The sequence below is a fragment of the Halomonas sp. THAF5a genome (genome assembly GCF_009363755.1).
Taxonomy (GTDB): Bacteria; Pseudomonadota; Gammaproteobacteria; order Pseudomonadales; family Halomonadaceae; genus Halomonas.
In genome coordinates this window covers 919954-942920 of the sequence record NZ_CP045417.1, presented here as the reverse complement: position 1 = coordinate 942920, position 22967 = coordinate 919954, and the positions used below count along the sequence as shown (strand labels likewise).

Below are 22967 nucleotides of genomic sequence, written 5' to 3'. Positions count from 1 at the left end.
AAGGGCGCCGCCGCGGCCGGGCAGCAGGGACTCGCAGGATCGAATATACGCCCGCCGCCAAGCGCCGCCAATCCCCTCGGCGAGGCCGATTGGCGGCTTTTTTCCTCATGATAACGGCAGGTTATCGAACCTGGCCCGATGCCCCCCGCTGCAGCAATACCACGTCGTCGGCGGGAAAGTGCACGCCCAGATCGTGGTGCCGGGCGAGCCAGATGAAGGTCGCCTCGCTGAAGAAACAGACGTGGGTGGGGTCGAGGATGTAGTGCCAGTCGGCGAAGGCCTCGCGGGTCGTGACGCGCTTGGTCATCAGCCCCAGCCAGCCGCCGGGCTCGAGCCGGTCGACCAGCCGCACGAGCTCCTCGCCGGGGGCGAAGAGGTGCTCCACTACCTCGGTGGCGGTGATGAAGGCGTAGCGACGCGCGAAGACGCCCTCGTCGGGCGCGAAGAAGGGGTCATAGATGGCCATCGGGTGGCCGGCCTCCTCGAACATCACCGAGAGGGTCGGCCCGGGGCCCGACCCGAAGTCGAGGCCGGGCGCGCCCGGGGCGAGCCGCTCGCGCAGCGGGTCGAAGAGCCGCGACAGGAAGCGCCGATAGCCGGGGTCGTCGGGGGAGTTCTCGTGCTGGTCGTAGACCGCCCGCTCCGCCGCGGGGTCGAGGCGCTGGGCCGGCGGCACGAAGACCAGCGCGCAGCGGCCGCAGCGCTGATAGTCGCGCCGGGCGTCGCGGTGAAAGGGCGCGGTATCGACCGACGCGCATAGCGGACAGATCAGCATCATCGTATTCTCTTGCCAGGCCATCATTCCGAGGAGACATGCATGCTGTCAGGTCTGGACCACCTGGTCATCACCGTGACCGACATTTCCCGCGCCGTGGATTTCTACTCCCGCGTCCTGGGGCTCGAGGTCCGCTACCGCGACCGTGAACGCGTCGACCTGATGCTGGGCGACATGGCCCTGCGCCTGCACTGGACCGCCACCGACATCGTGCCCCGGGCCGCCACGCCGACCCCCGGCAGCGTGGATCTCTGCGTGCGCAGCCTGCTGCCGCTGGACGAGGTCCAGCGTCACCTGGAGGCGCTGGACGTGGAGGTGGAGCTCGGCCCGGTGCCCCGCCAGGGCGCCACGGGCGAGCTCAGCTCGCTCTACCTGCGCGACCCCGACGGCAACCTCATCGAGATCAGCCGCCCCGTGAAGCCGCAGCCCGCCAGCGCTCCCTGACGCCGCCGCCGGCCTGGGACCGCGACCGGGGCGACCCGGTGTCATTGTCGGCCCCGGTCGGTATCATTGGCCCCAGCCAAGCCACCATCAGGGACGAGCCATGAACGATCCCCTCCCCCGAGAAGACGACCGGGCCGTCGCCGAGCCCGGCGGCGCCCCCGACACGACCATTCCCATCGTGGTCTACGTGCTGCACCTGGCCGGCATGGTCACCGGCGGGCTGACCTCGCTGGTGGCCGTGGTGATCGCCTACGTCTACCGCGGCAACGGGCCCCACTGGCTCGACGAGCACTACCGCTACCAGATTCGCACCTTCTGGCTGGCCCTGCTGTTCTTCGGCGTCTCCGGCCTGCTCACCCTGGTGCTGATCGGCTTTCTGACCTGGCTGGCCGCCGTGGTGTGGCTGGTGATCCGCTGCGTGAAGGGGCTCAAGGCGCTCAACGAGAAGCGGGCACCGGACAACGTCGACACCTGGTGGGTGTGAGCCATGAGCGACGGTGACTCCCACCTGCCGGCCCTTCAGGCTCGCGCCATCGCGACCCTATGGCACGGCCTCGCGAACCGACGCCTGACCACCCTGTGGCGACTGGCCCGGGTCATCGGCCCGCTGGTCGAAAGCGTCAGCCGCCGCGAGCGCCGGGTCACCCGCATCAACCTGGCCGAGGCCTACCCCTCCCGCGGTGACGCCGAGCGGCGCCGGATGGCGCGAGCGAGCCTGACCCACTCCGCCGCCACCATGCTGGAGCTCGGCTTCGCCTGGATGGGCGACCCCGAGCGGGTCGAGGCATCGATCGTCGAGGTGCACGGCCGCGAGCTCCTGGACGAGGCCCGTGCCCAGGGGCGCGGCGTGATCGTACTGGCGCCCCATTTCGGCAACTGGGAGGTGCTGAACTTCTGGCTCTCCGGCCACTTCCCCTTCACCGCCATGTACGAGCCGCCCAAGCTCGCCGGACTGGACCCGGTCATCCGCCGGGGCCGCGAGCGCCGCGGCGCCCGCCTGGTGCCCACCAACCCCCGCGGCGTGGCCGCGCTGCTCAAGGCGCTCAAGCGCTCGGAGGCGGTGGGCATCCTGCCCGACCAGGTGCCCAGCTGGGGCAGCGGTGTCTTCGCGCCCTTCTTCGGCCGGCCCGCCTACACCGCCACCCTGCTGCCCAAGCTGGTGGCCCGCACCGAGGCGCGGGTCGTCACCGGCGTCGCCCTGCGCCTGCCCGGCCGGGGCTACGCCCTGCACTTCCTGGCCGCCGACGAGCGGGTCCACGACCCCGACGAGGCGGTCTCGGCCGCCGGGGTCAACGCCTGCGTGGAGTCGACCATCGCCCTGGACCCGGTCCAGTACCAGTGGGAGTACAAGCGCTATCGCAAGACCCCCGAGGAGGCCGAGGGAAGGCCCGGCTGGAAGCGCTTCCGGCTATACTGAGACCAGGCAAGACTCGGCGACGGCTGGTAAATCCTCGCCGGGATGCTAGAGTAGGCACTTCGCTTGACGGGGTGCCGGTAGAACCGGCTGAGATGGCGCAGGGTGTCGAGACAACGGACGACACCGAGCGCTGGTCCCGTGGAACCTGATCCGGCTAGCACCGGCGTAGGAATCAAGCGGTGACCAGTGCCCTGCCGGCATTCCCCCTGGCCACCCTCTCCCGCCCCGCTTCCGGATCGCCCCTTGACCGGAGGCATGATGGGCTACCGTTTCGACGACCTTACCGCGGCCAGCCAGAACGACTGGCGGGACTATATCGAGCACGCCTTCGTGTGCCGACTCGGCGACGCCACCCTCGAGGAGGGCGCCTTTCGCCACTATCTCCAGCAGGACTACCTGTTCCTGATCCACTTCGCCCGGGCCTACGCCCTGGCCGCCTACAAGAGCCGCGACCTGGGCGAGCTTCGCCACGCCTTCGAGGGCATGAAGACCATCGTCGACGTGGAGCTGGGGCTGCACGTTGAGTACTGCCGCGGCTGGGGCATCACCGAAGAGGACCTGGCGCGCCTGCCCGAGGCCCGCGCGACGATGGCCTACACCCGCTACGTGCTGGACACCGGCCACCGTGGCGACCTGCTCGACCTGCGCGTGGCCCTGGCCCCCTGCCTGGTCGGCTACGGCGAGATCGCCCGCTGGCTCAGCGGCCGGGCCACCACGGTGCGCGGCGCGGCGAACCCCTATGACGCCTGGATCGCCATGTACGAGAGCGAGGCGTACCAGCAGGCCATGGCGGACGAGCGCGCCTGGCTCGACGCCCGCCTGGCGGAGGTGACGCCGGCGCGCTTCGCCCAGCTCACCGACGTGTTCCGCGACGCCACCCGGCTCGAGATCGACTTCTGGCAGATGGGGCTGGATCGCGCGGACTGAGAGATATCTGCCGAGTGAATCAGCTGCCCCCGGATCGGCCCCGGGCTAGATAAACGAGATAAAAGATGATGACACGGCCCGCCATCACGGCGGGCACCACCACGCTTGACGGGGCGCCGTTGATGACGGCTGAGACCATGCGCTTGCCAGCATGGATCCCGTTGAACCTGAACTGGCTAGGACCAGCGTAGGGATCAAGCGACAGGCCGCGTGCCTCCCGGCACCCGGCCCCTGTCCTTCCCACCTGTGTCCTCCCTGCACAAGACCCCGACAATCCAAGGGAGAACACCATGAGCAAGACCGCCCATTTCCTCGCCGAGAGCGCCCGCGTCGACGAGGCCGCCATCCAGCCGCTGCCCGGCTCGCGCAAGGTCTTTGTCACGGGCTCGCGCCCCGATATCCGGGTCCCGTTCCGCGAGATCAGCCTCTCGCCGACCCGCACCTCCGGGGAGGACGAGGCCAACCCGCCGCTGCTGGTCTACGACACCTCCGGCCCCTACACCGACCCCGACGCCGAGATCGATCTGCGACAAGGCCTTCCCGAGCTTCGCCGCGCCTGGATCGAGGAGCGCGGCGACACCGAACTTCTCGACGGGCCGACCTCCGAGTACGGCCGCCGCCGGGCCAACGACCCGATGCTCGCCAACCTGCGCTTCGACCTGACCCGCACGCCCCGTCGCGCCAAGGCAGGCAAGAACGTCACCCAGCTCCACTACGCCCGCCAGGGCATCGTCACCCCGGAGATGGAGTTCATCGCCATCCGCGAGAACCAGCGTCGCCAGGCGCTTTCTGCAAAGTACTCTGGCACCGAGGAGGTCGAGCGCATCCTCGGCCACCAGCACGCCGGCCAGGGCTTCGGCGCGCGCCTGCCCGAGGAGATCACCCCGGAGTTCGTGCGCGATGAGGTGGCCGCCGGCCGGGCGATCATCCCCTGCAACATCAACCACCCGGAGTCCGAGCCGATGATCATCGGCCGCAATTTCCTGGTGAAGATCAACGGCAACCTCGGCAACTCGGCGGTCACTTCCTCCATCGAGGACGAGGTCGACAAGATGACCTGGGGCATCCGCTGGGGCTCGGACACCATCATGGACCTCTCCACCGGGCAGAACATCCACGAGACCCGGGAGTGGATCATCCGCAACGCCCCGGTGCCGATCGGCACCGTGCCGATCTACCAGGCGCTGGAGAAGGTGGGCGGCGTGGCCGAGGATCTGACCTGGGAGGTGTTCCGCGACACCCTGATCGAGCAGGCCGAGCAGGGCGTGGACTACTTCACCATCCACGCCGGCGTGCTGCTGCGCTACGTGCCGCTGACCGCCAAGCGGGTCACCGGCATCGTCTCCCGGGGCGGGTCGATCATGGCCAAGTGGTGCCTCTACCACCACCGGGAGAGCTTCCTCTACACCCACTTCGAGGAGATCTGCGAGATCTGCAAGCAGTATGACGTCGCCTTCTCGCTGGGCGACGGCCTGCGCCCGGGCTCGGTGGCCGACGCCAACGACGAGGCGCAGTTCGCCGAGCTCGAGACCCTCGGTGAGCTGACCCGCATCGCCTGGCGGCACGACGTCCAGGTGATGATCGAGGGCCCCGGCCACGTGCCCATGCACCTGATCAAGGAGAACATGGACAAGCAGCTCACCGAGTGCGATGAGGCGCCCTTCTACACCCTCGGGCCGCTGACCACCGACATCGCGCCGGGCTACGACCACATCACCTCAGGCATCGGTGCTGCCATGATCGGCTGGTACGGCTGCGCCATGCTCTGCTACGTCACGCCCAAGGAGCACCTGGGCCTGCCCAACAAGGACGACGTCAAGACCGGCATCATCACCTACAAGATCGCCGCCCACGCCGCCGACCTCGCCAAGGGTCACCCGGCCGCCCAGCGCCGCGACAATGCGCTGTCGAAGGCGCGCTTCGAGTTCCGTTGGGAGGACCAGTTCAACCTCGGCCTCGACCCCGACACCGCCCGGGAGTACCACGACGAGACCCTGCCCAAGGACTCCGCCAAGGTGGCGCACTTCTGCTCGATGTGCGGGCCGAAGTTCTGCTCGATGAAGATCAGCCAGGAGGTCCGCGACTCGTTCTTGAAGAGCGAGGCCAAGGACAAGGGCATCGACGGCAACCCCGAGTTGGTAGAACGAGAGACGGTGGAGCGAGGCATGCAGGAGCAGGCCGAGAAGTTCCGCCAGGAGGGGGCCGAGATCTACCAGGAGGTCTGAGGCAACGCCGCGACCGTCACCGTCCGTGACGGTCGCGAGCTGCCCTATACACACGCAAACGCCCCCGCCGGTTAGTCAGCGGGGGCGTTTTTTGCATGGCGCGGCGAACGTGCGCCCGGCGCTTAGAAGCGGAACGTCATCCCGACGCTCGCGGCGTCGAAGGTGTAGTTCGACTCGTCCAGGTAGCGGACGTAGTCGGCCCCGAGGGCGAGGTTCGGGGCCACGTCGAACTCGGCGCCACCGCCCCAGGAGAAGCCGGTCTCGTCGTCGACATCGAAGTCCACCTCGGTGAAACCGGCCAGGCCGTAGAGGCGGAAGTCCGGCGTGATGGGCAGGATGCCCTTGGCATAGGCGCCGGCCAGGTAGTCGAGCTCGACGCCGTCGTCGGAGCCACCGCCGCCGAGGTGGCCCTCGAGGGCGAAGTAGTCGTTGAAGGCCACGCCGCCGCGCAGGCGCAGGCCGGTGCTGTCGGCCTTGCCGGGGCCGCGGTCCGGATCCAGCTCCCAGAACAGGGCGTCGCCGCCGAGGTAGGGGCTCGGGTCGTAGGTCATCGGGCTGCCCTGAGCCAGGGCGCTGGTGCCGGCCAGCAGCAGGGCGGTGGAGACGGCAGAGATCGTGAGGGTCTTCATGGCAGCTCTCCAGTTAGAAAACACTGTTTTCATTCACCGCTTCATTCTGGTACAGCTTAGACCAAGGTGCAATGCTCGAGGCGGTGGGTCGCGATAGGGGGCAAGAAGATGCGCCGCGACGGCATCGCCGTTCGCGATCTACGTCACTGTTTCACATCGCGCAACGTGTTAATTTCGCGAGCATCAGGCGCCGTGCCCGCCCGCTCGCCGACGCGCGTTCGCCCGGCGCCCCACGCTGTCGTAAGGATGTGTGATGAACGACCCGGTACTGGTCATCAACTGCGGCTCCTCCTCGATCAAGTACGCCCTGGTGCCCGCCTCCCCCGGCGCGCCGCGCCTCTCCGGCCTGGCCGAGCGCCTGGGCGACGAGGACGCCCGCCTCGTCGGCGTGGACAGCGACGGGCGCACCTTCTCGCGTCCGCTGCACGGAGCCGGCCATGTCGAGGCCATGGCGGCGATCCTCGAGGGCCTCGAGGGGCAGCGCCCCGGGGCGGTGGGCCATCGCGTCGTCCACGGCGGCGAGCGCTTCACCCGCGCCACCCGCATCGACGCCGCCGTGAAGCGCGCCATCGAGGCCACCGTGGCCATGGCGCCGCTGCACAACCCGGCCAACCTGGCGGGCCTGGCGGCCACCGAGGCGCTGTTCCCCGACCTGCCCCAGGTGGCGGTCTTCGATACCGCCTTCCACCAGAGCCTGCCCCCGCGCGCCTATCGCTATGCCCTGCCGGATACCCTCTACCGCCGCCACGGCATCCGCCGCTACGGCTTCCACGGCAGCAGCCACGCCTATGTAAGCGCGCGGGTCGCGGCCCTGAGCGAGCGCCGCGACGGCGGCTGGCTGATCGCCCACCTGGGCAACGGCTGCTCGACCTGCGCGGTGTGGCAGGGGGCGAGCGTCGACACCAGCATGGGCCTGACGCCGCTGGAGGGCCTGGTGATGGGCACCCGCAGCGGCGACGTCGATCCCGGCCTGCACCTCCACCTGGCCCGCCAGCTGGGATGGTCGCTGGAGCGTATCGACACCCTGCTCAACAAGGAGAGCGGCCTGCTCGGCCTCTCCGGGCTCTCCAACGACATGCGCCGCCTGCACCAGGCCGCCGCCGAGCACCACGCGGGGGCGGAGCTCGCCATCGAGGTCTTCTGCTACCGCCTGGCCAAGTCGATGGCGGGCCTCACCTGTGCCCTGCCGCGCCTGGACGGCGTCGTTTTCACCGGCGGCATCGGCGAGAACGACAGCGCGGTGCGCGCCCGGGTCGTCGAGCAGCTGCGCCACTTCGGCCTGCGCGTGGACGCCTCGGCCAACGCCGCGGCGGTGGGCGGCCGCGAGGGCCGCATCGATCCCGGCCGGGAGGACCAGGCGCCCGAGCTGTGGGTCATTCCCACCGACGAGGAGGGGCGCATCGCCGAGGAAACCCGCCAGCTGCTCCAGGAAGAGGCCGTTCCCCATGAAACGACGTGATCGCCACGGTGGCCATTCGAGGGACCGGCGTCCCGAACCCCGCAACCTGCTGCTGGTGCCCACCGACGGCGGCGTCGGCCTGACCTCGGCCTGCCTGGGCCTGCTCCGCGCCCTGGACACCCTCGGGCTCAAGGCCGGTTTCATGAAGCCGTTCCGCCAGGACGAGATCAATGGCCAGGGGCCCGACCGCTCCTGCGCCCTGGCCGCCAGCACCCTGGGCCTCGCCCCGCCCCCGCCGCTGCCCCAGGCGCGCCTCGAGCGCCTGCTGCGCGAGGAGCGCGCCGACGAGCTGATGGAGGAGACGGTAGAGCGCCACACCCGGGTCGCCCTGCCGGCGGCGGGCGACGCCCCGGAGCTCGTCGTGATCGAGGGACTCGCGCCCAGCCCCCACAGCAGCTATGCGAGCCGGCTCAACGAGGCGCTGGCCCACGCCCTGAACGCGCGGGTCATCCTGGTGGCCGACGGCGACCTGAGCGACCCGCGCGACCTGGCCGAGCGCCTCGACCTCCACGCCCAGCCCTTCGGGGGCGTCGACTCCCCGCGCACCCTCGGCTGCATCCTGATGCGCCTGCGCCCGCACCCCGACGAGGAGGCCACCGCGCCGCTGGCGGCGCCCGACCCCACGAGCGGGCTCGACGACCCGCAGCTCGCGCGCCTGCGACATCACCTGCCGGCGCTGGACGACGACCGCTTCCACCTGATCGGCGCGGTGCCTTGGCACGCCACCCTCTCCGCTCCCCGGGTGCTCGACGTCGCCCGGGCCCTCCAGGCCCGCATCCTCCACCAGGGCGAGGCCGACCGACGCCGGGTACTGGGCACCAGCCTGTGTGCGCAAAGCGCCTCCCATGCCCTGCAGGTCTTCCGTGCCGGGCGGCTGCTGGTCACCCCGGGGGATCGCGACGACATCCTGCTCGCCGCCTCGCTGGCGGCCACGAACGGGGTGCCGCTCGCGGGCCTGCTGCTGACCCACGGCGAGCTGCCAAAGGAGGCGATGATCGACTTCTGCCGCCCGGCGCTGGCCAGCGGCCTGCCGGTACTGGCCGTGGAGTCCGACAGCTACACGACGGCCCGGCAGCTCGACCGCATGGCCAACGACATCCCCATCGACGACCCGGAGCGGGCCGAGCAGGTGACCCGCTTCGTCGCCGACCACCTCGACCTGGGCTGGCTCAAGGAGACCCTCAGCCGCGGCTACCCGAGCCGGCTCTCCCCCGCCGCCTTCCGCCATCGGCTGGTGCGGCTGGCCCAGCAGGCGAGCCAGCGCATCGTGCTGCCCGAGGGCAGCGAGCCGCGCACCGTGGAGGCCGCGGTGATCTGCCAGCGGCGCGGCATCGCCCGCTGCGTGCTGCTGGCCCGGCGCGAGGAGGTCGAGGCGGTGGCTCGGCGCCGCGGCCTGACGCTCCCCGAGGAGCTCGAGATCCTCGATCCGGCCGAGCAGCGCCTCGCCTACGTCAAGCCGATGGTCAGGCGTCGCCCCGGCAAGCTCAACGCCCTGACCGCCGCGGACCAGCTCCAGGACAGCGTGGTGCTCGGCACCATGATGCTCGCCGAGGGCGCGGTGGATGGGCTGGTCTCGGGGGCAGTGCACACCACCGCCAACACCGTGCGCCCCGCCTTCCAGCTGATCAGGACGGCGCCGGGCTATCGCCAGGTGTCGTCGATCTTCTTCATGCTGCTGCCCGATCAGGTGGTGGTCTACGGCGACTGCGCGGTGATCCCGGATCCGGACGCCGAGGCGCTGGCCGAGATCGCCATCCAGAGCGCCCGCTCCGCCGCGGCCTTCGGCATCGAGCCGCGGGTGGCGATGATCAGCTACTCCACCGGCGCCTCCGGCCACGGCGCCGACGTCGACAAGGTGCGCGAGGCGACGCGCCTCGCCCGGGAGCGAGACCCCGGGCTCTGCATCGACGGGCCGCTGCAGTACGACGCCGCGGCCATCGAGAGCGTCGGCCGCCAGAAGGCGCCGGGCTCGCCGGTGGCCGGTCGCGCCACCGTCTTCGTCTTCCCCGACCTCAATACCGGCAACACCACCTACAAGGCGGTGCAGAGAAGTGCCGGAGTGGTCAGCGTCGGCCCCATGCTGCAGGGGCTCAACAAGCCGGTGAACGACCTCTCCCGGGGCGCGCGGGTCGACGACATCGTCTACACCATCGCCCTGACCGCCATCCAGGCCGCCGCGACGGCCTGAGGCCGCGCCCGGCGCAGGCCGCTGGCCCCAAACGCCGCGGGCGCCCCGCTCGATCGCTCGAGGGGGCGCCCGCGAATGGTGGGCTGCCGTCAGGGCGTGATCAGATGCTCGCCACGCCGAAGTAGATGAAGGCCAGCACCAGCAGCAGCAGGAAGACGGTCTCCGCCACCATCAGCACCACCGGCTTCCAGCCGACCACGGCGAGCTTCTGGAAGGAGGTCTTGATGCCGAGCGCGGCGATGGCCGTGACCAGGCACCAGCGCGACAGGTCGGTGAAGCCCTCGGTGACCACCGGCGGGATCCAGCCGAGGCTGTTGATGATCACCAGCGCCACGAAGGCGACCAGGAAGGTCGGCAGCATCGGGACCTTGCTGGAGCCCTCCTCCTGGCGCCGCTCGCGACGGAACAGGAACATGAAGACCATCACCGCCGGCACCAGCATCGCCACCCGCAGCAGCTTGACGAAGGTGGAGACGTCGCCGGTGCCCTCGGAGATCATGTAGCCGGCGCCGACCACCTGGGCCACGTCATGGATGGTGCCGCCGAGGAAGATCCCCGCCTCGGTATCGCCGAGGCCCAGCACCCCGACGATCAGCGGGTAGATCACCATCGCCATGGTGGAGAGCGTGGTCACCCCCACCACCGTCATGATGGTGTTGCGCTCGTGATTCTCGTGGCGCGGCATCACCGCCGACAGGGCCAGCGCCGCCGAGGCGCCGCAGATCGCCACCGAGCCGCCGGTCAGCAGGCCCATGTCCTTGTCCAGCCCCAGCAGGCGCGCCAGCAGGGCGCCCAGGGCGATGGTCATCATCACCCCGCAGACCACGGTCAGCACCGGCCCGATGCCGAGCTCGGCGACCTGCTCGATGGTGATGCGCACGCCGAGCAGCGCCACGCCGATGCGCAGCACCTTCTTGGCGGCGAACTCGACGCCGGCCAGGCACTTGCCCTCCTCGGAGAGGAAGTGCAGGGTCATGCCGAACAGCAGCGCATAGAGCAGCGTCGGGCCACCATAGTGGTCGGCGATGAAGGTCGTGGCCAGGGCGATGGTGACGCAGATCATCAGCCCGGGAAGCACACGCTGGAGGGGTTCCAGGCGACGGGGCAGGACCCGCTTGTCAGCCTGGAGGGTCGACGGATCGGTTGCCGCGTCGGCGTCTCGACGAGTCATATCGCCACCTCGATTAAGCTATGGGACGAGCGTCGCATCCGGCGACGGCCTCGGCCCTTCATTGTTGGAATGGGGAGTCACTGGCGCTCGGCAGGCGTGCCGACGACGCCCTCTCGGGACGCCGGTGCCGGCCGCGGCCTATCCCGCCGGCCGGCCTGGGCACCATGGTGACGGGGCGGGGCAAGCGGGGTTAGGACCAGTTGCCGGCCGCCCTTGAGGCCAACGCTCACGCCACCGTCGAGTGGCTCGCCTGCTCGCTGCGGGCGGCCTTGATCATGTCGGCGGCCTTCTCGGCGATCATGATGGTCGGGGCGTTGGTGTTGCCGGAGACGATCACCGGCATGATCGACGCGTCCACCACCCGAAGGCCCTCCAGGCCGTGCACGCGCAGCTGGTCGTCCACCACCGCCATGGGGTCGTGGCCCATCTTGCAGGTCCCGGCCGGGTGGTAGATCGTCTGGCTGTACTGACGAGCCGCCTCGAGGAGTTCCTCGTCGCTCTGGAACTGCGTGCCCGGCACGTATTCCCCGGTGATCACCGAGGCCAGCGGCGACTGCTCGGCGATCCGCCGCGCGACCTTGATGGCATCCACCGCCACCCGGCAGTCCTCCTCGGTACTCAGATAGTTGGGCTGGATCGAGGGATAGACGGCGGGATCGGGGCTGGTGATGCGAATCGACCCGCGGCTGGTCGGACGCAGCTGGCAGACCGAGGAGGTGAAGGCCGAGAAGGGGTGAACCCCCTCGGCCGGCTTGTCGGCGGAGAGCGGCTGCATGTGGAACTGGATATCCGGGCGATCGAGGCCTTCCCGGGACTGGGTGAACACGCACACCTGGCTGGCGGCGAGGGTCAGGGGCCCGGTGCGCGTCAGCACGTACTGGGTGCCGACCGCCAGCTTCTTCAGCGGGTGTCGCACCTCGTCGTTGAGCGTGCGGCAGCGGGTCTTGAAGACCAGGCGGACCTGCAGGTGATCCTGGAGGTTCTCCCCTACCCCGGGCAGTTCATGCTGGCACTCGACGCCCACCGACTTGAGGTGCTCGGGATCCCCGATACCGGAGCACTGCAGGATCTGCGGTGAGCCGATGGCGCCACTCGAGAGCAGCACCTCGTGGTTGGCCCGGACCCGCGCCAGCTGCTCTCCACGGCGATACTCGACCCCCACGACCCGCTTGCCTTCGAGCAGCAGCCGCTGGCAGTGCGCGCGCTTGATGACGGTCAGGTTGGGGCGCTTCTGGGCCGGCCGCAGGAAGGCCTTGGCGGTCGAGCAGCGAAAGCCCTTGTAGGAGGTCTGCTGGAAGTAGCCCACGCCTTCCTGGGTCGCCCCGTTGACGTCACGGTTCTCGGGAATCCCCGCCGCCTTGGCCGCCTCGATGAAGCGCTCTGCGATCTCGCGGCGCAGCCGCAGGTCGGAGACCTTCAGCGGGCCGTCCACGCCGTGGTAGGCGTCCGCGCCGCGCTCCTGGCACTCGGACTTCTTGAAATAGGGAAGGATCGAGTCGTAATCCCAACCTTCATTGCCGGCCGCGGCCCAGTCGTCATAGTCCTCGCGCTGGCCGCGGATGTAGAGCAGCCCGTTGAGCGAACTCGAGCCCCCCAGCACCTTGCCTCGCGGCCACTGCAGGCGACGCCCGTTGATGCCCGCGTCCTCGTCGGTGAGGTAGCACCAGTCCGTCGCGGGGTTGTGCATGGTCTTGAAATAGCCGACGGGCACGTGGATCCAGGGGTTCCAGTCGGCGCCCCCGGCCTCGAGCAGCAGGACCCTCACCGAGGGGTCCTCGCTGAGCCGGTTGGCCAGCACGCAACCCGCCGAACCGGCCCCGACGACGACATAATCGAAGGTATCTTGCTGATTAGTTGTTGATTTCATTGCAGATTCACCATAATGATACTTTTTGTCTCACTAGTTTTGCCCCCAACCCCCCATCCTGTCAATAACGATATTTTTAGTCTCGAAAAGTCTTGAAAGATATCGTCGGCTAGCCTAGGTTGAACCTGCGCCTCTCGCACGCTCGCCCAGTCAGCGCCGCGTGGAGGCCGGCAAACGCCACTCAGCATCCCACCAGAAATCCAAACACAATGCGGGAGCCCTGCTCATGAAATCACCGATCCATAACGTATCCCGGCGGGATTTTCTGAATATCTCGGGCCGCTTCGGCCTGACCTCCACGCTGATCGCCGCCTCCGGGCTGGGCGCCGGCCTCACCGCCAGCAGCCTGGCCCGTGCCGCCGAGGGCGAACAGCAGCGTCGCTACCAGACCGAACCGAAATTCCAGCTGCGCTTCGGCGCCTCGGGCTTCAACGAGCGCAACCTGGACATCCAGAAATCAGGCCAGCTGTTCTTTGCCCGCGATCTCGAGGAGCGCACCAACGGCGCGATTCGCGTCGAGTTCATGGGCAGCAACGAGGTCTGCAACCAGCTCGACTGCGTCAGCAAGGCCCAACAGGGCATCGTCGATATCTTCTCGGCCTCGACGCAGAATTCCGCGGGGGGCGCGCCCTACCTCAACATCCTCGACTTCGCCTACATGTTCCCGAGCGTCGCGTCGATGTTTCACTTCTTCTACGACAAGCGTAGCGAAACCCTGCTGCGCGAGCCGCTTCGCCAGCGCCACAACCTGCAGTTCCTGTTCACGCACTGTGACCTGCGCGGCATCATGCTGGGCCTGAAGTACCAGGACCAGCCGCTGATCACCAGCCTGGAGCAGCTCCAGGGCACCAAGAACCGGGTGACCGGCACCCAGCTCGGGCGGATCGCGATGGAGCAGCTGGGGCTGAACCCCGTGCCCGTGGCCTGGGAGGAGACGCTGGACGGGCTGCGCCAGGGGCTTCTGGATGGCGCCGAGACCTGGATGAGCGCGGTGGCCTACGCGGGCATGGCGCCGGTGGTGTCCCAGGCGGTCGACCTGCGCTTCTTTGCCGGCACCGAGCACACCGCCATGAACCTCTCCAAGTTCGAGAGCCTCGGCAGCGAGCTTCAGGAGCAGGTCATGGAGTCGGCCTACTGTGCCCAGATCTTCACACAGGGCATGAACGAGGCCGGTCGCTACCAGATCGTCGGGGCCACCGAGCACCCCGGCGAGAACACGGTCTTCGCCCAGAACAACGTCCGGGTGGCGCCTCTGTCGGACGAGGAGCGCAGCAAGGCCGAGCAGCTGTGCTCGCCGGAGTTCAATCCGGGGCCCTGGGAGCAGTGGCGTGAGCGCCTGAACGGCTGGGCCGGCGGCGTGGACATCTACAAGGAAATTCACGGCATTGCCCGCGAGATCCCCCGTGACATGGCGGCCGTCAATGTGAAGCCTCAGCGCTGGTGGAAAGGCTGAATCGGAGGCTCATGATGGCAAACCACAACTATCAACATGCGCAACCAGCCACTCGGTGGCTGGTTCCCCTCCGCTGGCTGGATGAGAACATCGAGAAGTGCATCATCCTGCTCTCCTACGCCGGGATGTCCGGCATCATCTTCGTGGAGGTCATTCGCCGTTTCTTCTTCAGCCTCCAGGCGCCCTGGAGCACCAGCATCCCCGTGCTGCTGTTCCTCTGGCTGACCTGGTTCGGCGCGTCGCTCAACGTGAAGAATCGCACGCACCTGTCGCTCAACGAGATTCGCATGCGGCTGCCCTATACCGGCCAGTTCCTGTGCCTCATCCTGGATGCCGTGCTGTGGATCGGCTTCGGGGCCATGGTGATCCATTTCACCATCGATCAGGTCCAGCTGGCCTACAACAACTTCGCGATCGTGCCGGGCACCGACAACGTCATGCAGTGGTGGTTCTACCTGGCCACGCCGACCGCTTGGGTGCTGATCATCTATCGCGTGCTGCAGAATCTCTACGCTGACTGGCAACGCTACCGCCTGCGTGAGCCTTTCAACCTCCAACCCTCGATAATGGATTAGGAGGACATATCATGACAGACGGTCTTCTTATCGGCCTGATCACGACAGGCGTTACCCTCTTCTTCCTGCTGGGCGTGCCGATCTTCCTGGTCATCGGCCTGTGGGTCGTGGGCACCAGCCTGGTCATCGACTTCACCCTGGCCAATATCGGCGTCACCCTCTTCCAGGGACTGAGCTTCTTCGGCCTGCTGGCCCTGCCGCTGTTCATCCTGACGGGTGACCTGATCAATGCGGCGGGGATCGCCAAGCGACTCTCCGACTTCGCCTACTCGGTGCTCGGCTGGTTGCGGGGCGGCATGGGCATGGCGACGCTGGGGGCCTGTGGCCTGTTCGCGGCCATTTCGGGCTCCAATGCGGGGACCACGGCGACCATCGGCTCGATCATGCAGCCCGAGATGAAGAAGAACGGCTACGATGATCGCTTCTCGGCGGCCACCGCGGCCTCCGGCGGTACCGTCGGGATCATCATCCCGCCCAGCATCATCTTCATCGTCTACGGCTTCATGATGAACCTGTCGATCAGCGACCTGTTCATTGCCGGCATGATCCCCGGGGCGATGATGGTGCTGGGGATGATGGTGGCTTGCCACCTGGTGGCCCGTCGCCACGGCTGGGGCACCCTGATTCCCTTCAAGATCAAGGAAAGCGCCGGCTTCGCACGCAAGGCCTACCTGGGCTTCGCGACCATCGGCGTGGTGCTCTACGGCATCTATTCCGGGAAGTTCTCGCCGACCGAGGCCGCCGCCATCACCGTCGGCTTCACCCTGATCGCGGGCCTGATCATCACCCGGGAGATCAGCATCGTGCGGCTGCCCTCGATCATGCTGCGCTCGGGACAGATCGCCGGCATGCTGGCCCCGCTCATCGCGATCTCGGTGGTGATGCAGCAGCTGCTGTCGGTGCTGGGAGCCGGCCAGATCCTGGAAGGCTTCCTGAACGGGCTCGGCAACTACTATGTCATCCTCGGCGCCTGCATGATCATGATCCTGCTGGCCGGGATGATCCTGGAAAGCCTGCCCGTGACCATCATCCTGGCACCGATCCTGGCACCGATTGCCCAGAACGCGGGCGTGGATCCGATCCACTTCTCGGTGATCTTCCTGGTCGGGGCGGCCATCGGCTTCGTGACCCCGCCGTTCGGCCTCAACCTCTACGTCGCCAGCAGCATCACCGGGATTCCCTATCTCCGGCTGGTGAAGTTCGTGATCCCGTACTTCATCGCGCTGATCACCTGCTGGCTGGCCATCTCCCTGTGGCCCCCACTGTCGATGTTCCTGGTCAACCTGTGACCTCACCGACACGCAGCAGGTCCTCACGGACCTGCTGCGTTATTATCGGGACGGCCATCGCCAGAATGCTCGCCGCAAGGAGTGATCATGCCCAAAGAATCCCCTCCCAACACCACCCTCCTGCGAGCGATCAGCCTGCTCGAGGAGATCGCCACCGCAGATCATGCCATCAGTGCCGCGGACCTCGACCGGCGATTGGAGATCCCCAAGCCCACCATCCATCGGCTCCTGAAGCAGCTCGAGGAGGAACAGCTGGTCACCCGGGAACTCGACGGCCGACACCTGCTGCCCGGACCGCGCCTGCACCGCATGGCCATGGGCACGCTGGCCAACGAGAGCCTGAAGGCACCGCGCCGGCTGCTCCTGGAGCGCCTGGCCCGGGAGGTCGGCGAGACCTGCAACCTGTCGCTGCTCGATGGTCATCAGCTGCTCTACTACGACCGGGTGGAGACCAACTGGCCGGTACGGATCCAGCTGACCCCAGGCTCACGCCTTCCCCTGCACTGCACGGCCAGTGGCAAGCTGTTTCTGGCCCTGATGCCGCCCCACCGTCGCCGTGCGCTGCTCTCGACCCTGACGCTGGAAGCGCATACGCCCTATACCATCACGTCGCTCGCGACCCTGGAGGAGCAGCTCGTCCAGATCGCCCGGGATAACCTCAGCACCGACAACGAGGAGTTTCTCCAGGGCATGGTCGCGATCGCGGTGCCGATCTTCGATCAGGTGGGCCACATGCAGGCCACGCTCGCGGTCCACGCACCACGGCTGCGCCACTCCATCGACTCGCTGCTGGAGTGGGCCCCGCTGATGCGCCAGATCGCCGCGGAACTCGAGGAGAGTCTCTAGAAGGGAGACCGAGCCAGCCGGCTCGGCCATGCCGGCCCGAGTGCCATACCCGGGCCGGCGCCCCGGCCTCCACGGCCGAGGCGGGAAGGCAGGCCGTCCTACCCCTCGCCGGCGGCCAGGATCAAGCGATCGAGCTGCTGCTTGGGGATACCATGAATATGGAAGCGGCGAGCGGCGTAGAGCACGATGCCCAGGGCGCCCCACCCGATCAGGGCGATCCAGGACGGCAGCCCGAGCGCCCCCGGCGAGCCGGGAATCAGCAGCAGGGACAGGAACAGCAGGCTGCTCAGCGCTCCCAGCAGCGACAGCACCTTCTTGAAGGGCGAGACACAGCCCTCGTAATCCTCTCCCTTGCCGGCCGGCGACCACTTGAAGCACTTGTAGGCCACGGCACAGCAATAGAAGTAGGCGATGGCCACCCCGGTCGCGGCCATGTCGACGATCCACAGCAGCACCTCGCGACCGAACCAGGGCGCCAGCAGGCAGACCCCACAGGTGAACAGGATGCCGGCGGACGGCGTGCCGTAAACGGGATGCAGGCGGGCGAAGACCTCGGGCAGGAAGGTCGCGCGCCCCTGGGCGAACAGCAGCCGGCTGGTGGAGATGTAGAAGCCGTTGAGTCCGGTCGCGATGCCCATCAGCAAGGCCACCGCCAGCACCGCCAGCCCGAGGTTACCGAGCACCCCCTGAACCACCTCGCCGGTGCCCCACACCGGCGAGCCGGCCACGAGCTCGGTCCAGGGCATGGCGATCGAGGTGGCGACGATCAGGATCGAGTAGTGCACGGCCGCCATGACCAGGGCCAGGACGATCAGGGTGAAGGCCTTGGCCGGCGAGAAGTCGAACTCTTCCGCCGCCTGGGGCACGCTGTCGAAGCCCACATAGGCCCAGGGGGCGATCGCCACGATGGAGAAGATCGCCGACCAGGTCGCCTTGTCCGGCTGGAACAGGGGCACCACATTATCGAAGGAGGTGGACGGCGACACCAGCAACCCGGTCGCCACCAGCAGTGCGCCGGTGACCAGCAGCATGCAGAAGACGAACTGACTCTTGCCGGAGAGGCTGCCGCCGCGGACATTGATCCAGGCGAAGAGAATCAGCGCCAGGCTGGCGATGGCCACTTCGCCGAAATACACCTCCCAGCCGGCAATGGTATACATCTCACCGAAGGTCGCGATCTCCGGCACCAGGAACTTCGCCAGTAGCGCCAGCGCCGAGGCGTTCAATGCCACGATGGAGATGTAGCCCAGGGTCAGGAACCAGCCGCAGAAGAAGGCATGCCGCCGCCCGAACCCCAGGTAGGCGTAGGAAAACCCTCCCCCGGCCACCGGAAAGATCTTGATCAGAAACCCATAGCTGACGCCGATCACGATCATCAGCAGCGCACCGATGGCCAGACCGATGATGGCGCCCATCGGGCCCGCCATGGCGATCCAGTCCGCCGGCAAGACAAAGCTTCCCCAGCCGATGGCGGAGCCGAAGGCGATGGCCCATACCCAGTGCGGCTTCAGGCATTTCTTGAGTGTATTGGATGGTTCCATGTCGTCTCTCCAACGTCCTTGAGATGCCGTGTTGTCGCAGCGATGGCTGTCTTGTCAGGCATCTCGTCGAAATCTCTTGATCACGCTTGTTCTTGTCTCACCCGACCCGACTGCGCGGATGGCACAGCGGGTCGGCGAAGCGAAGGCGCGCGGAAAATACCCGCCATAAGGTACTCTGCCTGGCGCCTCCCCCTCCATAAGAATTCCAGCACGTAACAGTAGAGCGACGCCCGAGGGCTGAATAGGACCAGTTGTCTCCTGACACTGGGCCACATGGACCAAGGGATGATTGACGAATGGAAATCCTTTCCAACGAAAGACCTTCGCCTCGCGGCCAGGCGGTGTCACGTGACAAAGAAGGCGCCGCTCCCGTTCAGGAGCGGCGCCTTTTGTCATGCGGCGAGCCGTTGTGCCAGGCGAGCCATCGCGGTGATCCTGCGACGCGACATCGGCGGCAGCGTCGCGTCAGTTGCCCGGTGGCACGACGACGACAGGCACCTTGGCGCGCTTGATCACCCCCTTGGTGACCTTGCCGGAGTAGGAGGCGGGAAAGCTGCGCTTGTTGGCCGCCATGACGATCATGTCGCTGCCGATGCGCGTGGCGTAGTGGCTGATCACCGAGGCGGGATAGCCCTCGAGCACGCTGCGCGTCACCTCGCGCTCGCCGAGGGCGGCGCGACGCTCGGGATGGCGGGCCCAGAAGGCGTCGAGGCGCCGGTCGAGTTCCCGATGCGCCTCGTCGAGGCGCTGCGTCATCAGGGTCTCGAGGGCCTGGCGATCCTGGATGTTGATCTTGAGGGTGTTGAGCACATCGTCGGAGAGTGACTTGACCGCGTGCAGCACATAGAGCTCGGCGCCGGTGGCCAGGGCGAGGTCCACCGCCCGGCCCAGCACCGGATCGCAGTCGTTGCGCAGCCCCACACAGCAGAGGATGCGACGGATGCCATGCGTCATGTTGAGTCCTCCTGGGCGCGGCGGCCAGGCCGCCGCGCCGATATCAGCGATCGACCGCGACTAGTAGCCCATCACGCGGGGCAGCCAGAGCGATATCTGCGGGAAGTAGGCGATGATGAACAGCGCCACGATGGAGCCGGCGGCGAAGGGCAGTGCCTTCAGCGAGATCTCCTCGATCGAGGCGCCGCCGATGCCCGAGGCGACGAAGAGGTTCTCCCCGAGGGGCGGCGTCTGGAAGCCGATGGCCAGGGCGCAGACCACCACGATGCCCACGTGCACCGGATCCATGCCCAGCATGTACATGATCGGCAGCAGCACCGGGGTGAGGATCATGATCGCCGCCAGGGTCTCCATGAACATTCCCACGAACAGCAGGAAGAAGATGACCATCGCCCAGATCAGGTAGATGCTGTCGGTGAACCCGAGCATCGCCTCGGCGATGATGGCGGGGACCCGCTGCTCGACCAGCAGCCGACCGAACACCGTGGCGGTGAAGAGGATCAGCAGCACCCTCCCGGTGATCCAGGTGGTGGTCTGCAGCGTGCGCAGGGCCGGTTTCCAGGCCAGCTCCCGGTGCAGGAAGACCCCCACGATCAGGGTGTAGAAGATCGCGACGATAGCCGACTCGGTGGGGGTGAAGAGCCCGCTGTAGATGCCGCCGAGGATGATGATCGGCGCCAGCATCGACCAGATGCCCTTGCGCAGGGTGCCGCGGATCTGCGGCCAGGACCAGTGATCGGTCAGTCCGCGATAGCCGCGCTTCTTCGAGATGGAGTAGTTGATGGTCAGCAGGCAACCGGCGATGACCACCCCCGGAAGGATGCCGGCGATGAACAGCTTGGGAATCGACAGCGTCTGGAAGGCGCCATGCTCGGCGACGGCCTCGGGCGGCGGCTGCAGGCCCATGCCGGAGATGCCGAAGATCACCATCGGGATCGAGGGCGGGATCACCACCCCGAGCCCGCCCGAGGAGGCGGTGATGGCCGAACCGTAGCCGCGGTCGTAGCCGCGATTGGCCATGGCCGGAATCATCAGCATGCCCACCGCCGCCGTGGTCGCCGGCCCGGAGCCGGAGATCGCGCCGAAGAACATGCAGGCAAACACCGTCGCCGCGGCGAGGCCGCCGGTCACCGGCCCGGCGAAGGCCTCGGCGATGTCGACCAGGCGCTTGGAGATGCCGGAGGCCTCCATCAGCGCCCCGGCCAGGATGAACGCCGGCAGGGCCATGAGCGGGAAGGAACCCACCGAGGTGAAGGCGATCTGCACGAACGCCATGGGGTTCTCGCCCAGGCTGAGGAAGGTCGTCAGGGCCGCGACACCCAGCGACACCGTGATGGGTGCGCCGAGGATCAGCAGCAGGAAGAAGGTGCCGAACAGTATGTAGATAATCGAGGCATCCATACTCAGTGCTCCCGCGGCGTCGGGCCGTCACCCGCCGCGTCGTCGTTGTGCTTGAGTTTCTCGACCTCCCGGGACTCGGGGTCCACGAGGTCCACCTTCTTGACGAACTTCAGGTAGTTGTTCTGCAGGATTCGCAGCGTCATGGCGACGAAGGCGATGGGCAGGATCAGGTAGAAGTATTTCATCGGAATGCCCAGGGTCTGGGACTTCCAGAAGAGGTTCATCTTGTTGAAGACGAAGTCGTAGCTCAGGTAGATGAAGACGGCGTTGAAGCCGATCCAGATCAGGTCGGTGAGCACGCTGCAGAACGTCTCGACCCAGCGCGGAAAGAACTTGAACTGGAAGGTGACGCGGTTGTGCGCCGACATCTTGGTGGCGTATACCGCCCCCAGGTAGGCGAACCAGACGAAGGCGTAGGTCGCCAGCTCATCGCCCCAGGGCAGCGAATAGCTGAAGAGGTTCCTGAGCACGATCTGGGCGAACAGCAGTAAGACGAAGGACACCAGGAGCAGCTGACAGAGGACGCTCTCCAGGTTGTCGATGATCTTGAAGAGAAGCGATTTCATGAGAGTGGCCCCTTGCGATCAGACTCCCGATGGGCAGCTCCCCACACCGGCCGGGGCCGGTGCGGGGTGACACTGCATGCCGAGGTGGTCGTGGTTACTGCTGCGGGGCGGGATCGCGACCCAGGACGGCGAGCACTTCGTCGAGCTTCTCCTTGCCGCCGATGCTGTCGTAGAAGTCGGGCCAGATGCTGGTGGCCATCTCGATCCACTCCTGCTCGTCGTTGGCAGGCTGGGTAATCTCCATGCCGTGCTCTTCCACCAGGCGTTCCTTGATGGAGGCTTCGGTATCGAGCAGATAGTCGTAGCTGTGGTCGGTGGCTTCCTGACCGGCTTCCAGCACCAGCTCCTGCATCTCGGGGCTGAGGCTCTGGAACTTGCCCTCGCTGATGATCAGCGGCTCCATCGAGAAGACGTAGCAGCTCTCGGTGACGTGGTCCTGGACCTCGTAGAACTTCATCGCGTCGATGGTGATATAGGGATTATCCTGACCGTCGACGACGCCCTGCTGCAGCGCGGTGAAGGTCTCGGACCAGGCCAGCGGGTTGGGGTTGATGCCCCAGGACTGGTAGGCGGCGATCATGATCTCGTTCTTCGGCACCCGGATCACCAGGCCGTCGAGATCCTCGGGGGAGGCCACGGGACGCGCGGAGTTGGTCAGTCGGCGGCAGCCGGAGTAGGCCCAGCCCAGGATGCGCACGCCGGCGTCGCGAATGGTGTTCTCGGTCAGTTCCTTGCCGACCTCGCCCTGAGTCAGCGTCTTGGCATCCTCGGGGCTCTGGATCACGTAGGGCAGGGTCATCACGCCCACGGTGGGCGAGAACGGCGTGATGTTGTTGATGGCCAGCACCGAGAGGTCGAGCAGCCCCATGCTGGCATTGTTGACGGTGTCCTGTTCGCTGCCCAGCTGGCCGTTGGGGAACAGATCGATGGTGACCTCGCCCCCGGTCTTTTCCTCGACGAGATCGGCAAAGGTCGTGCCCAGTTCGTATTGGGTGCCGCCCGCGGCGTCACCCAGGGCCATCTTCCAGGTCTCGGCCATGGCTTGACCGCTCAGGACCAGGGTAGCCGCGGATACTGCCATGGGGAGGAGGTGTTTCTGGATTCGCATTGTGATCTCCACTGCTTGTTATTGTCGGAAAGGCAGGATGCCAGCCCCGGGCAAGGCGATCCTGCATGACGGCGAGCGGGTCGTCCGGGAAGGCGGCGTCAGGCGACAATTCATGGTGAGATGATGGTGTTT

General features: G+C 67.3%; 20 protein-coding genes and 2 riboswitches. Of the genes, 11 read left to right on the top strand and 9 right to left on the bottom strand.

Going from position 1 to position 22967, the window contains the following annotated elements; translation table 11 throughout:
• Nucleotides 1-121: 121 nt before the first annotated feature.
• Nucleotides 122-778, bottom strand: coding sequence for a class I SAM-dependent methyltransferase (locus tag FIU83_RS04230; protein ID WP_152482914.1), 657 nt, complete (start codon nt 776-778; stop codon nt 122-124).
• A gap of 39 nt (nt 779-817) precedes the next feature.
• On the opposite strand from FIU83_RS04230, the gene FIU83_RS04225 reads away from it, so the two are divergent.
• The 5 genes from FIU83_RS04225 (at nt 818) to thiC (ending at nt 5788) form a co-directional block, all read left to right on the top strand.
• The gene (locus FIU83_RS04225; protein ID WP_152482913.1) at nt 818-1219 is read left to right on the top strand and encodes a VOC family protein; all 402 of its coding nucleotides are present in this window, start codon (nt 818-820) and stop codon (nt 1217-1219) included.
• A 100-nt stretch (nt 1220-1319) separates the two neighbouring features.
• Nucleotides 1320-1703: a hypothetical protein gene (locus tag FIU83_RS04220; protein ID WP_152482912.1), complete on the top strand. Its 384-nt coding sequence runs from the start codon at nt 1320-1322 to the stop codon at nt 1701-1703.
• A 3-nt stretch (nt 1704-1706) separates the two neighbouring features.
• Nucleotides 1707-2636 (top strand): lysophospholipid acyltransferase family protein, encoded by a 930-nt coding sequence (locus FIU83_RS04215; RefSeq protein ID WP_152482911.1) that lies wholly within the window; start codon nt 1707-1709, stop codon nt 2634-2636.
• 57 nt (nt 2637-2693) lie between these two features.
• A riboswitch (TPP riboswitch) is annotated at nt 2694-2825 on the top strand.
• Nucleotides 2826-2894: 69 nt separating this feature from the next.
• Nucleotides 2895-3563, top strand: coding sequence for a thiaminase II (tenA, locus tag FIU83_RS04210; protein WP_152485235.1), 669 nt, complete (start codon nt 2895-2897; stop codon nt 3561-3563).
• Between the two features lie 99 nt (nt 3564-3662).
• Nucleotides 3663-3774, top strand: a riboswitch (TPP riboswitch).
• A 79-nt stretch (nt 3775-3853) separates the two neighbouring features.
• A complete protein-coding gene (gene thiC / locus FIU83_RS04205) occupies nt 3854-5788 on the top strand; it encodes a phosphomethylpyrimidine synthase ThiC (RefSeq protein WP_152482910.1) in 1935 nt (644 codons plus the stop codon).
• Nucleotides 5789-5910: 122 nt separating this feature from the next.
• On the opposite strand, the gene FIU83_RS04200 is transcribed toward thiC, so the two are convergent.
• Nucleotides 5911-6417 (bottom strand): porin family protein, encoded by a 507-nt coding sequence (locus FIU83_RS04200; RefSeq protein ID WP_152482909.1) that lies wholly within the window; start codon nt 6415-6417, stop codon nt 5911-5913.
• A gap of 253 nt (nt 6418-6670) precedes the next feature.
• Here FIU83_RS04200 and FIU83_RS04195 point away from each other — a divergent pair, with 253 nt between their 5' ends.
• Nucleotides 6671-7876, top strand: a complete 1206-nt coding sequence (locus FIU83_RS04195; protein WP_152482908.1) for an acetate/propionate family kinase — start codon at nt 6671-6673, stop codon at nt 7874-7876.
• Nucleotides 7863-10064 carry a phosphate acetyltransferase gene (pta, locus tag FIU83_RS04190; protein ID WP_152482907.1) on the top strand — a complete coding sequence of 734 codons (2202 nt, stop codon included), beginning with the start codon at nt 7863-7865 and terminating at the stop codon, nt 10062-10064. Before FIU83_RS04195 ends, pta begins: the two co-directional genes overlap by 14 nt.
• 100 nt (nt 10065-10164) lie before the next feature.
• Here the strand turns inward: pta and FIU83_RS04185 are convergent, their stop codons facing one another.
• Together FIU83_RS04185 and FIU83_RS04180 are read right to left on the bottom strand one after the other, a co-directional pair.
• The gene (locus FIU83_RS04185) at nt 10165-11235 is read right to left on the bottom strand and encodes a YeiH family protein (protein WP_152482906.1); all 1071 of its coding nucleotides are present in this window, start codon (nt 11233-11235) and stop codon (nt 10165-10167) included.
• Between the two features lie 226 nt (nt 11236-11461).
• On the bottom strand, nt 11462-13102 hold the full coding sequence (locus tag FIU83_RS04180; RefSeq protein WP_152482905.1) for a GMC family oxidoreductase: 1641 nt from the start codon (nt 13100-13102) through the stop codon (nt 11462-11464).
• A 226-nt stretch (nt 13103-13328) separates the two neighbouring features.
• On the opposite strand from FIU83_RS04180, the gene FIU83_RS04175 reads away from it, so the two are divergent.
• The 4 genes from FIU83_RS04175 to FIU83_RS04160 all read left to right on the top strand — a co-directional run bounded on the left by FIU83_RS04175 (nt 13329) and on the right by FIU83_RS04160 (nt 17265).
• Nucleotides 13329-14555: a TRAP transporter substrate-binding protein gene (locus FIU83_RS04175; RefSeq protein ID WP_172976010.1), complete on the top strand. Its 1227-nt coding sequence runs from the start codon at nt 13329-13331 to the stop codon at nt 14553-14555.
• Between the two features lie 11 nt (nt 14556-14566).
• A complete protein-coding gene (locus FIU83_RS04170; protein ID WP_216645054.1) occupies nt 14567-15130 on the top strand; it encodes a TRAP transporter small permease in 564 nt (187 codons plus the stop codon).
• 11 nt (nt 15131-15141) lie between these two features.
• Nucleotides 15142-16419 carry a TRAP transporter large permease gene (locus FIU83_RS04165; RefSeq protein ID WP_152482904.1) on the top strand — a complete coding sequence of 426 codons (1278 nt, stop codon included), beginning with the start codon at nt 15142-15144 and terminating at the stop codon, nt 16417-16419.
• A gap of 87 nt (nt 16420-16506) precedes the next feature.
• On the top strand, nt 16507-17265 hold the full coding sequence (locus tag FIU83_RS04160; protein WP_152482903.1) for an IclR family transcriptional regulator: 759 nt from the start codon (nt 16507-16509) through the stop codon (nt 17263-17265).
• 98 nt (nt 17266-17363) lie between these two features.
• Here the strand turns inward: FIU83_RS04160 and FIU83_RS04155 are convergent, their stop codons facing one another.
• The 5 genes from FIU83_RS04155 to FIU83_RS04135 form a co-directional block, all read right to left on the bottom strand.
• The gene (locus FIU83_RS04155; protein ID WP_152482902.1) at nt 17364-18806 is read right to left on the bottom strand and encodes an APC family permease; all 1443 of its coding nucleotides are present in this window, start codon (nt 18804-18806) and stop codon (nt 17364-17366) included.
• Nucleotides 18807-19271: 465 nt separating this feature from the next.
• Nucleotides 19272-19760 (bottom strand): universal stress protein, encoded by a 489-nt coding sequence (locus tag FIU83_RS04150; protein ID WP_152482901.1) that lies wholly within the window; start codon nt 19758-19760, stop codon nt 19272-19274.
• Between the two features lie 60 nt (nt 19761-19820).
• Complete coding sequence (locus tag FIU83_RS04145) at nt 19821-21161, bottom strand: TRAP transporter large permease (RefSeq protein WP_152482900.1); 1341 nt, start codon at nt 21159-21161, stop codon at nt 19821-19823.
• Nucleotides 21162-21163: 2 nt separating this feature from the next.
• Nucleotides 21164-21727, bottom strand: a complete 564-nt coding sequence (locus tag FIU83_RS04140; RefSeq protein ID WP_152482899.1) for a TRAP transporter small permease — start codon at nt 21725-21727, stop codon at nt 21164-21166.
• Nucleotides 21728-21821: 94 nt separating this feature from the next.
• Nucleotides 21822-22808, bottom strand: a complete 987-nt coding sequence (locus FIU83_RS04135) for a TRAP transporter substrate-binding protein (protein WP_216645053.1) — start codon at nt 22806-22808, stop codon at nt 21822-21824.
• Nucleotides 22809-22967: the final 159 nt, after the last annotated feature.

Coding starts and splice junctions, on each gene's coding strand:
- FIU83_RS04160 (WP_152482903.1), top strand. CDS start 16,507: ATGCCCAAAGAATCCCCTCCCAACACCACCCTCCTGCGAGCGATCAGC.
- FIU83_RS04230 (WP_152482914.1), bottom strand. CDS start 778: ATGATGCTGATCTGTCCGCTATGCGCGTCGGTCGATACCGCGCCCTTT.
- FIU83_RS04165 (WP_152482904.1), top strand. CDS start 15,142: ATGACAGACGGTCTTCTTATCGGCCTGATCACGACAGGCGTTACCCTC.
- FIU83_RS04215 (WP_152482911.1), top strand. CDS start 1,707: ATGAGCGACGGTGACTCCCACCTGCCGGCCCTTCAGGCTCGCGCCATC.
- tenA (WP_152485235.1), top strand. CDS start 2,895: ATGGGCTACCGTTTCGACGACCTTACCGCGGCCAGCCAGAACGACTGG.
- FIU83_RS04225 (WP_152482913.1), top strand. CDS start 818: ATGCTGTCAGGTCTGGACCACCTGGTCATCACCGTGACCGACATTTCC.
- FIU83_RS04180 (WP_152482905.1), bottom strand. CDS start 13,102: ATGAAATCAACAACTAATCAGCAAGATACCTTCGATTATGTCGTCGTC.
- FIU83_RS04170 (WP_216645054.1), top strand. CDS start 14,567: ATGATGGCAAACCACAACTATCAACATGCGCAACCAGCCACTCGGTGG.
- FIU83_RS04175 (WP_172976010.1), top strand. CDS start 13,329: ATGAAATCACCGATCCATAACGTATCCCGGCGGGATTTTCTGAATATC.
- FIU83_RS04185 (WP_152482906.1), bottom strand. CDS start 11,235: ATGACTCGTCGAGACGCCGACGCGGCAACCGATCCGTCGACCCTCCAG.
- pta (WP_152482907.1), top strand. CDS start 7,863: ATGAAACGACGTGATCGCCACGGTGGCCATTCGAGGGACCGGCGTCCC.
- FIU83_RS04155 (WP_152482902.1), bottom strand. CDS start 18,806: ATGGAACCATCCAATACACTCAAGAAATGCCTGAAGCCGCACTGGGTA.
- FIU83_RS04135 (WP_216645053.1), bottom strand. CDS start 22,808: ATGGCAGTATCCGCGGCTACCCTGGTCCTGAGCGGTCAAGCCATGGCC.
- thiC (WP_152482910.1), top strand. CDS start 3,854: ATGAGCAAGACCGCCCATTTCCTCGCCGAGAGCGCCCGCGTCGACGAG.
- FIU83_RS04145 (WP_152482900.1), bottom strand. CDS start 21,161: ATGGATGCCTCGATTATCTACATACTGTTCGGCACCTTCTTCCTGCTG.
- FIU83_RS04195 (WP_152482908.1), top strand. CDS start 6,671: ATGAACGACCCGGTACTGGTCATCAACTGCGGCTCCTCCTCGATCAAG.
- FIU83_RS04200 (WP_152482909.1), bottom strand. CDS start 6,417: ATGAAGACCCTCACGATCTCTGCCGTCTCCACCGCCCTGCTGCTGGCC.
- FIU83_RS04150 (WP_152482901.1), bottom strand. CDS start 19,760: ATGACGCATGGCATCCGTCGCATCCTCTGCTGTGTGGGGCTGCGCAAC.
- FIU83_RS04140 (WP_152482899.1), bottom strand. CDS start 21,727: ATGAAATCGCTTCTCTTCAAGATCATCGACAACCTGGAGAGCGTCCTC.
- FIU83_RS04220 (WP_152482912.1), top strand. CDS start 1,320: ATGAACGATCCCCTCCCCCGAGAAGACGACCGGGCCGTCGCCGAGCCC.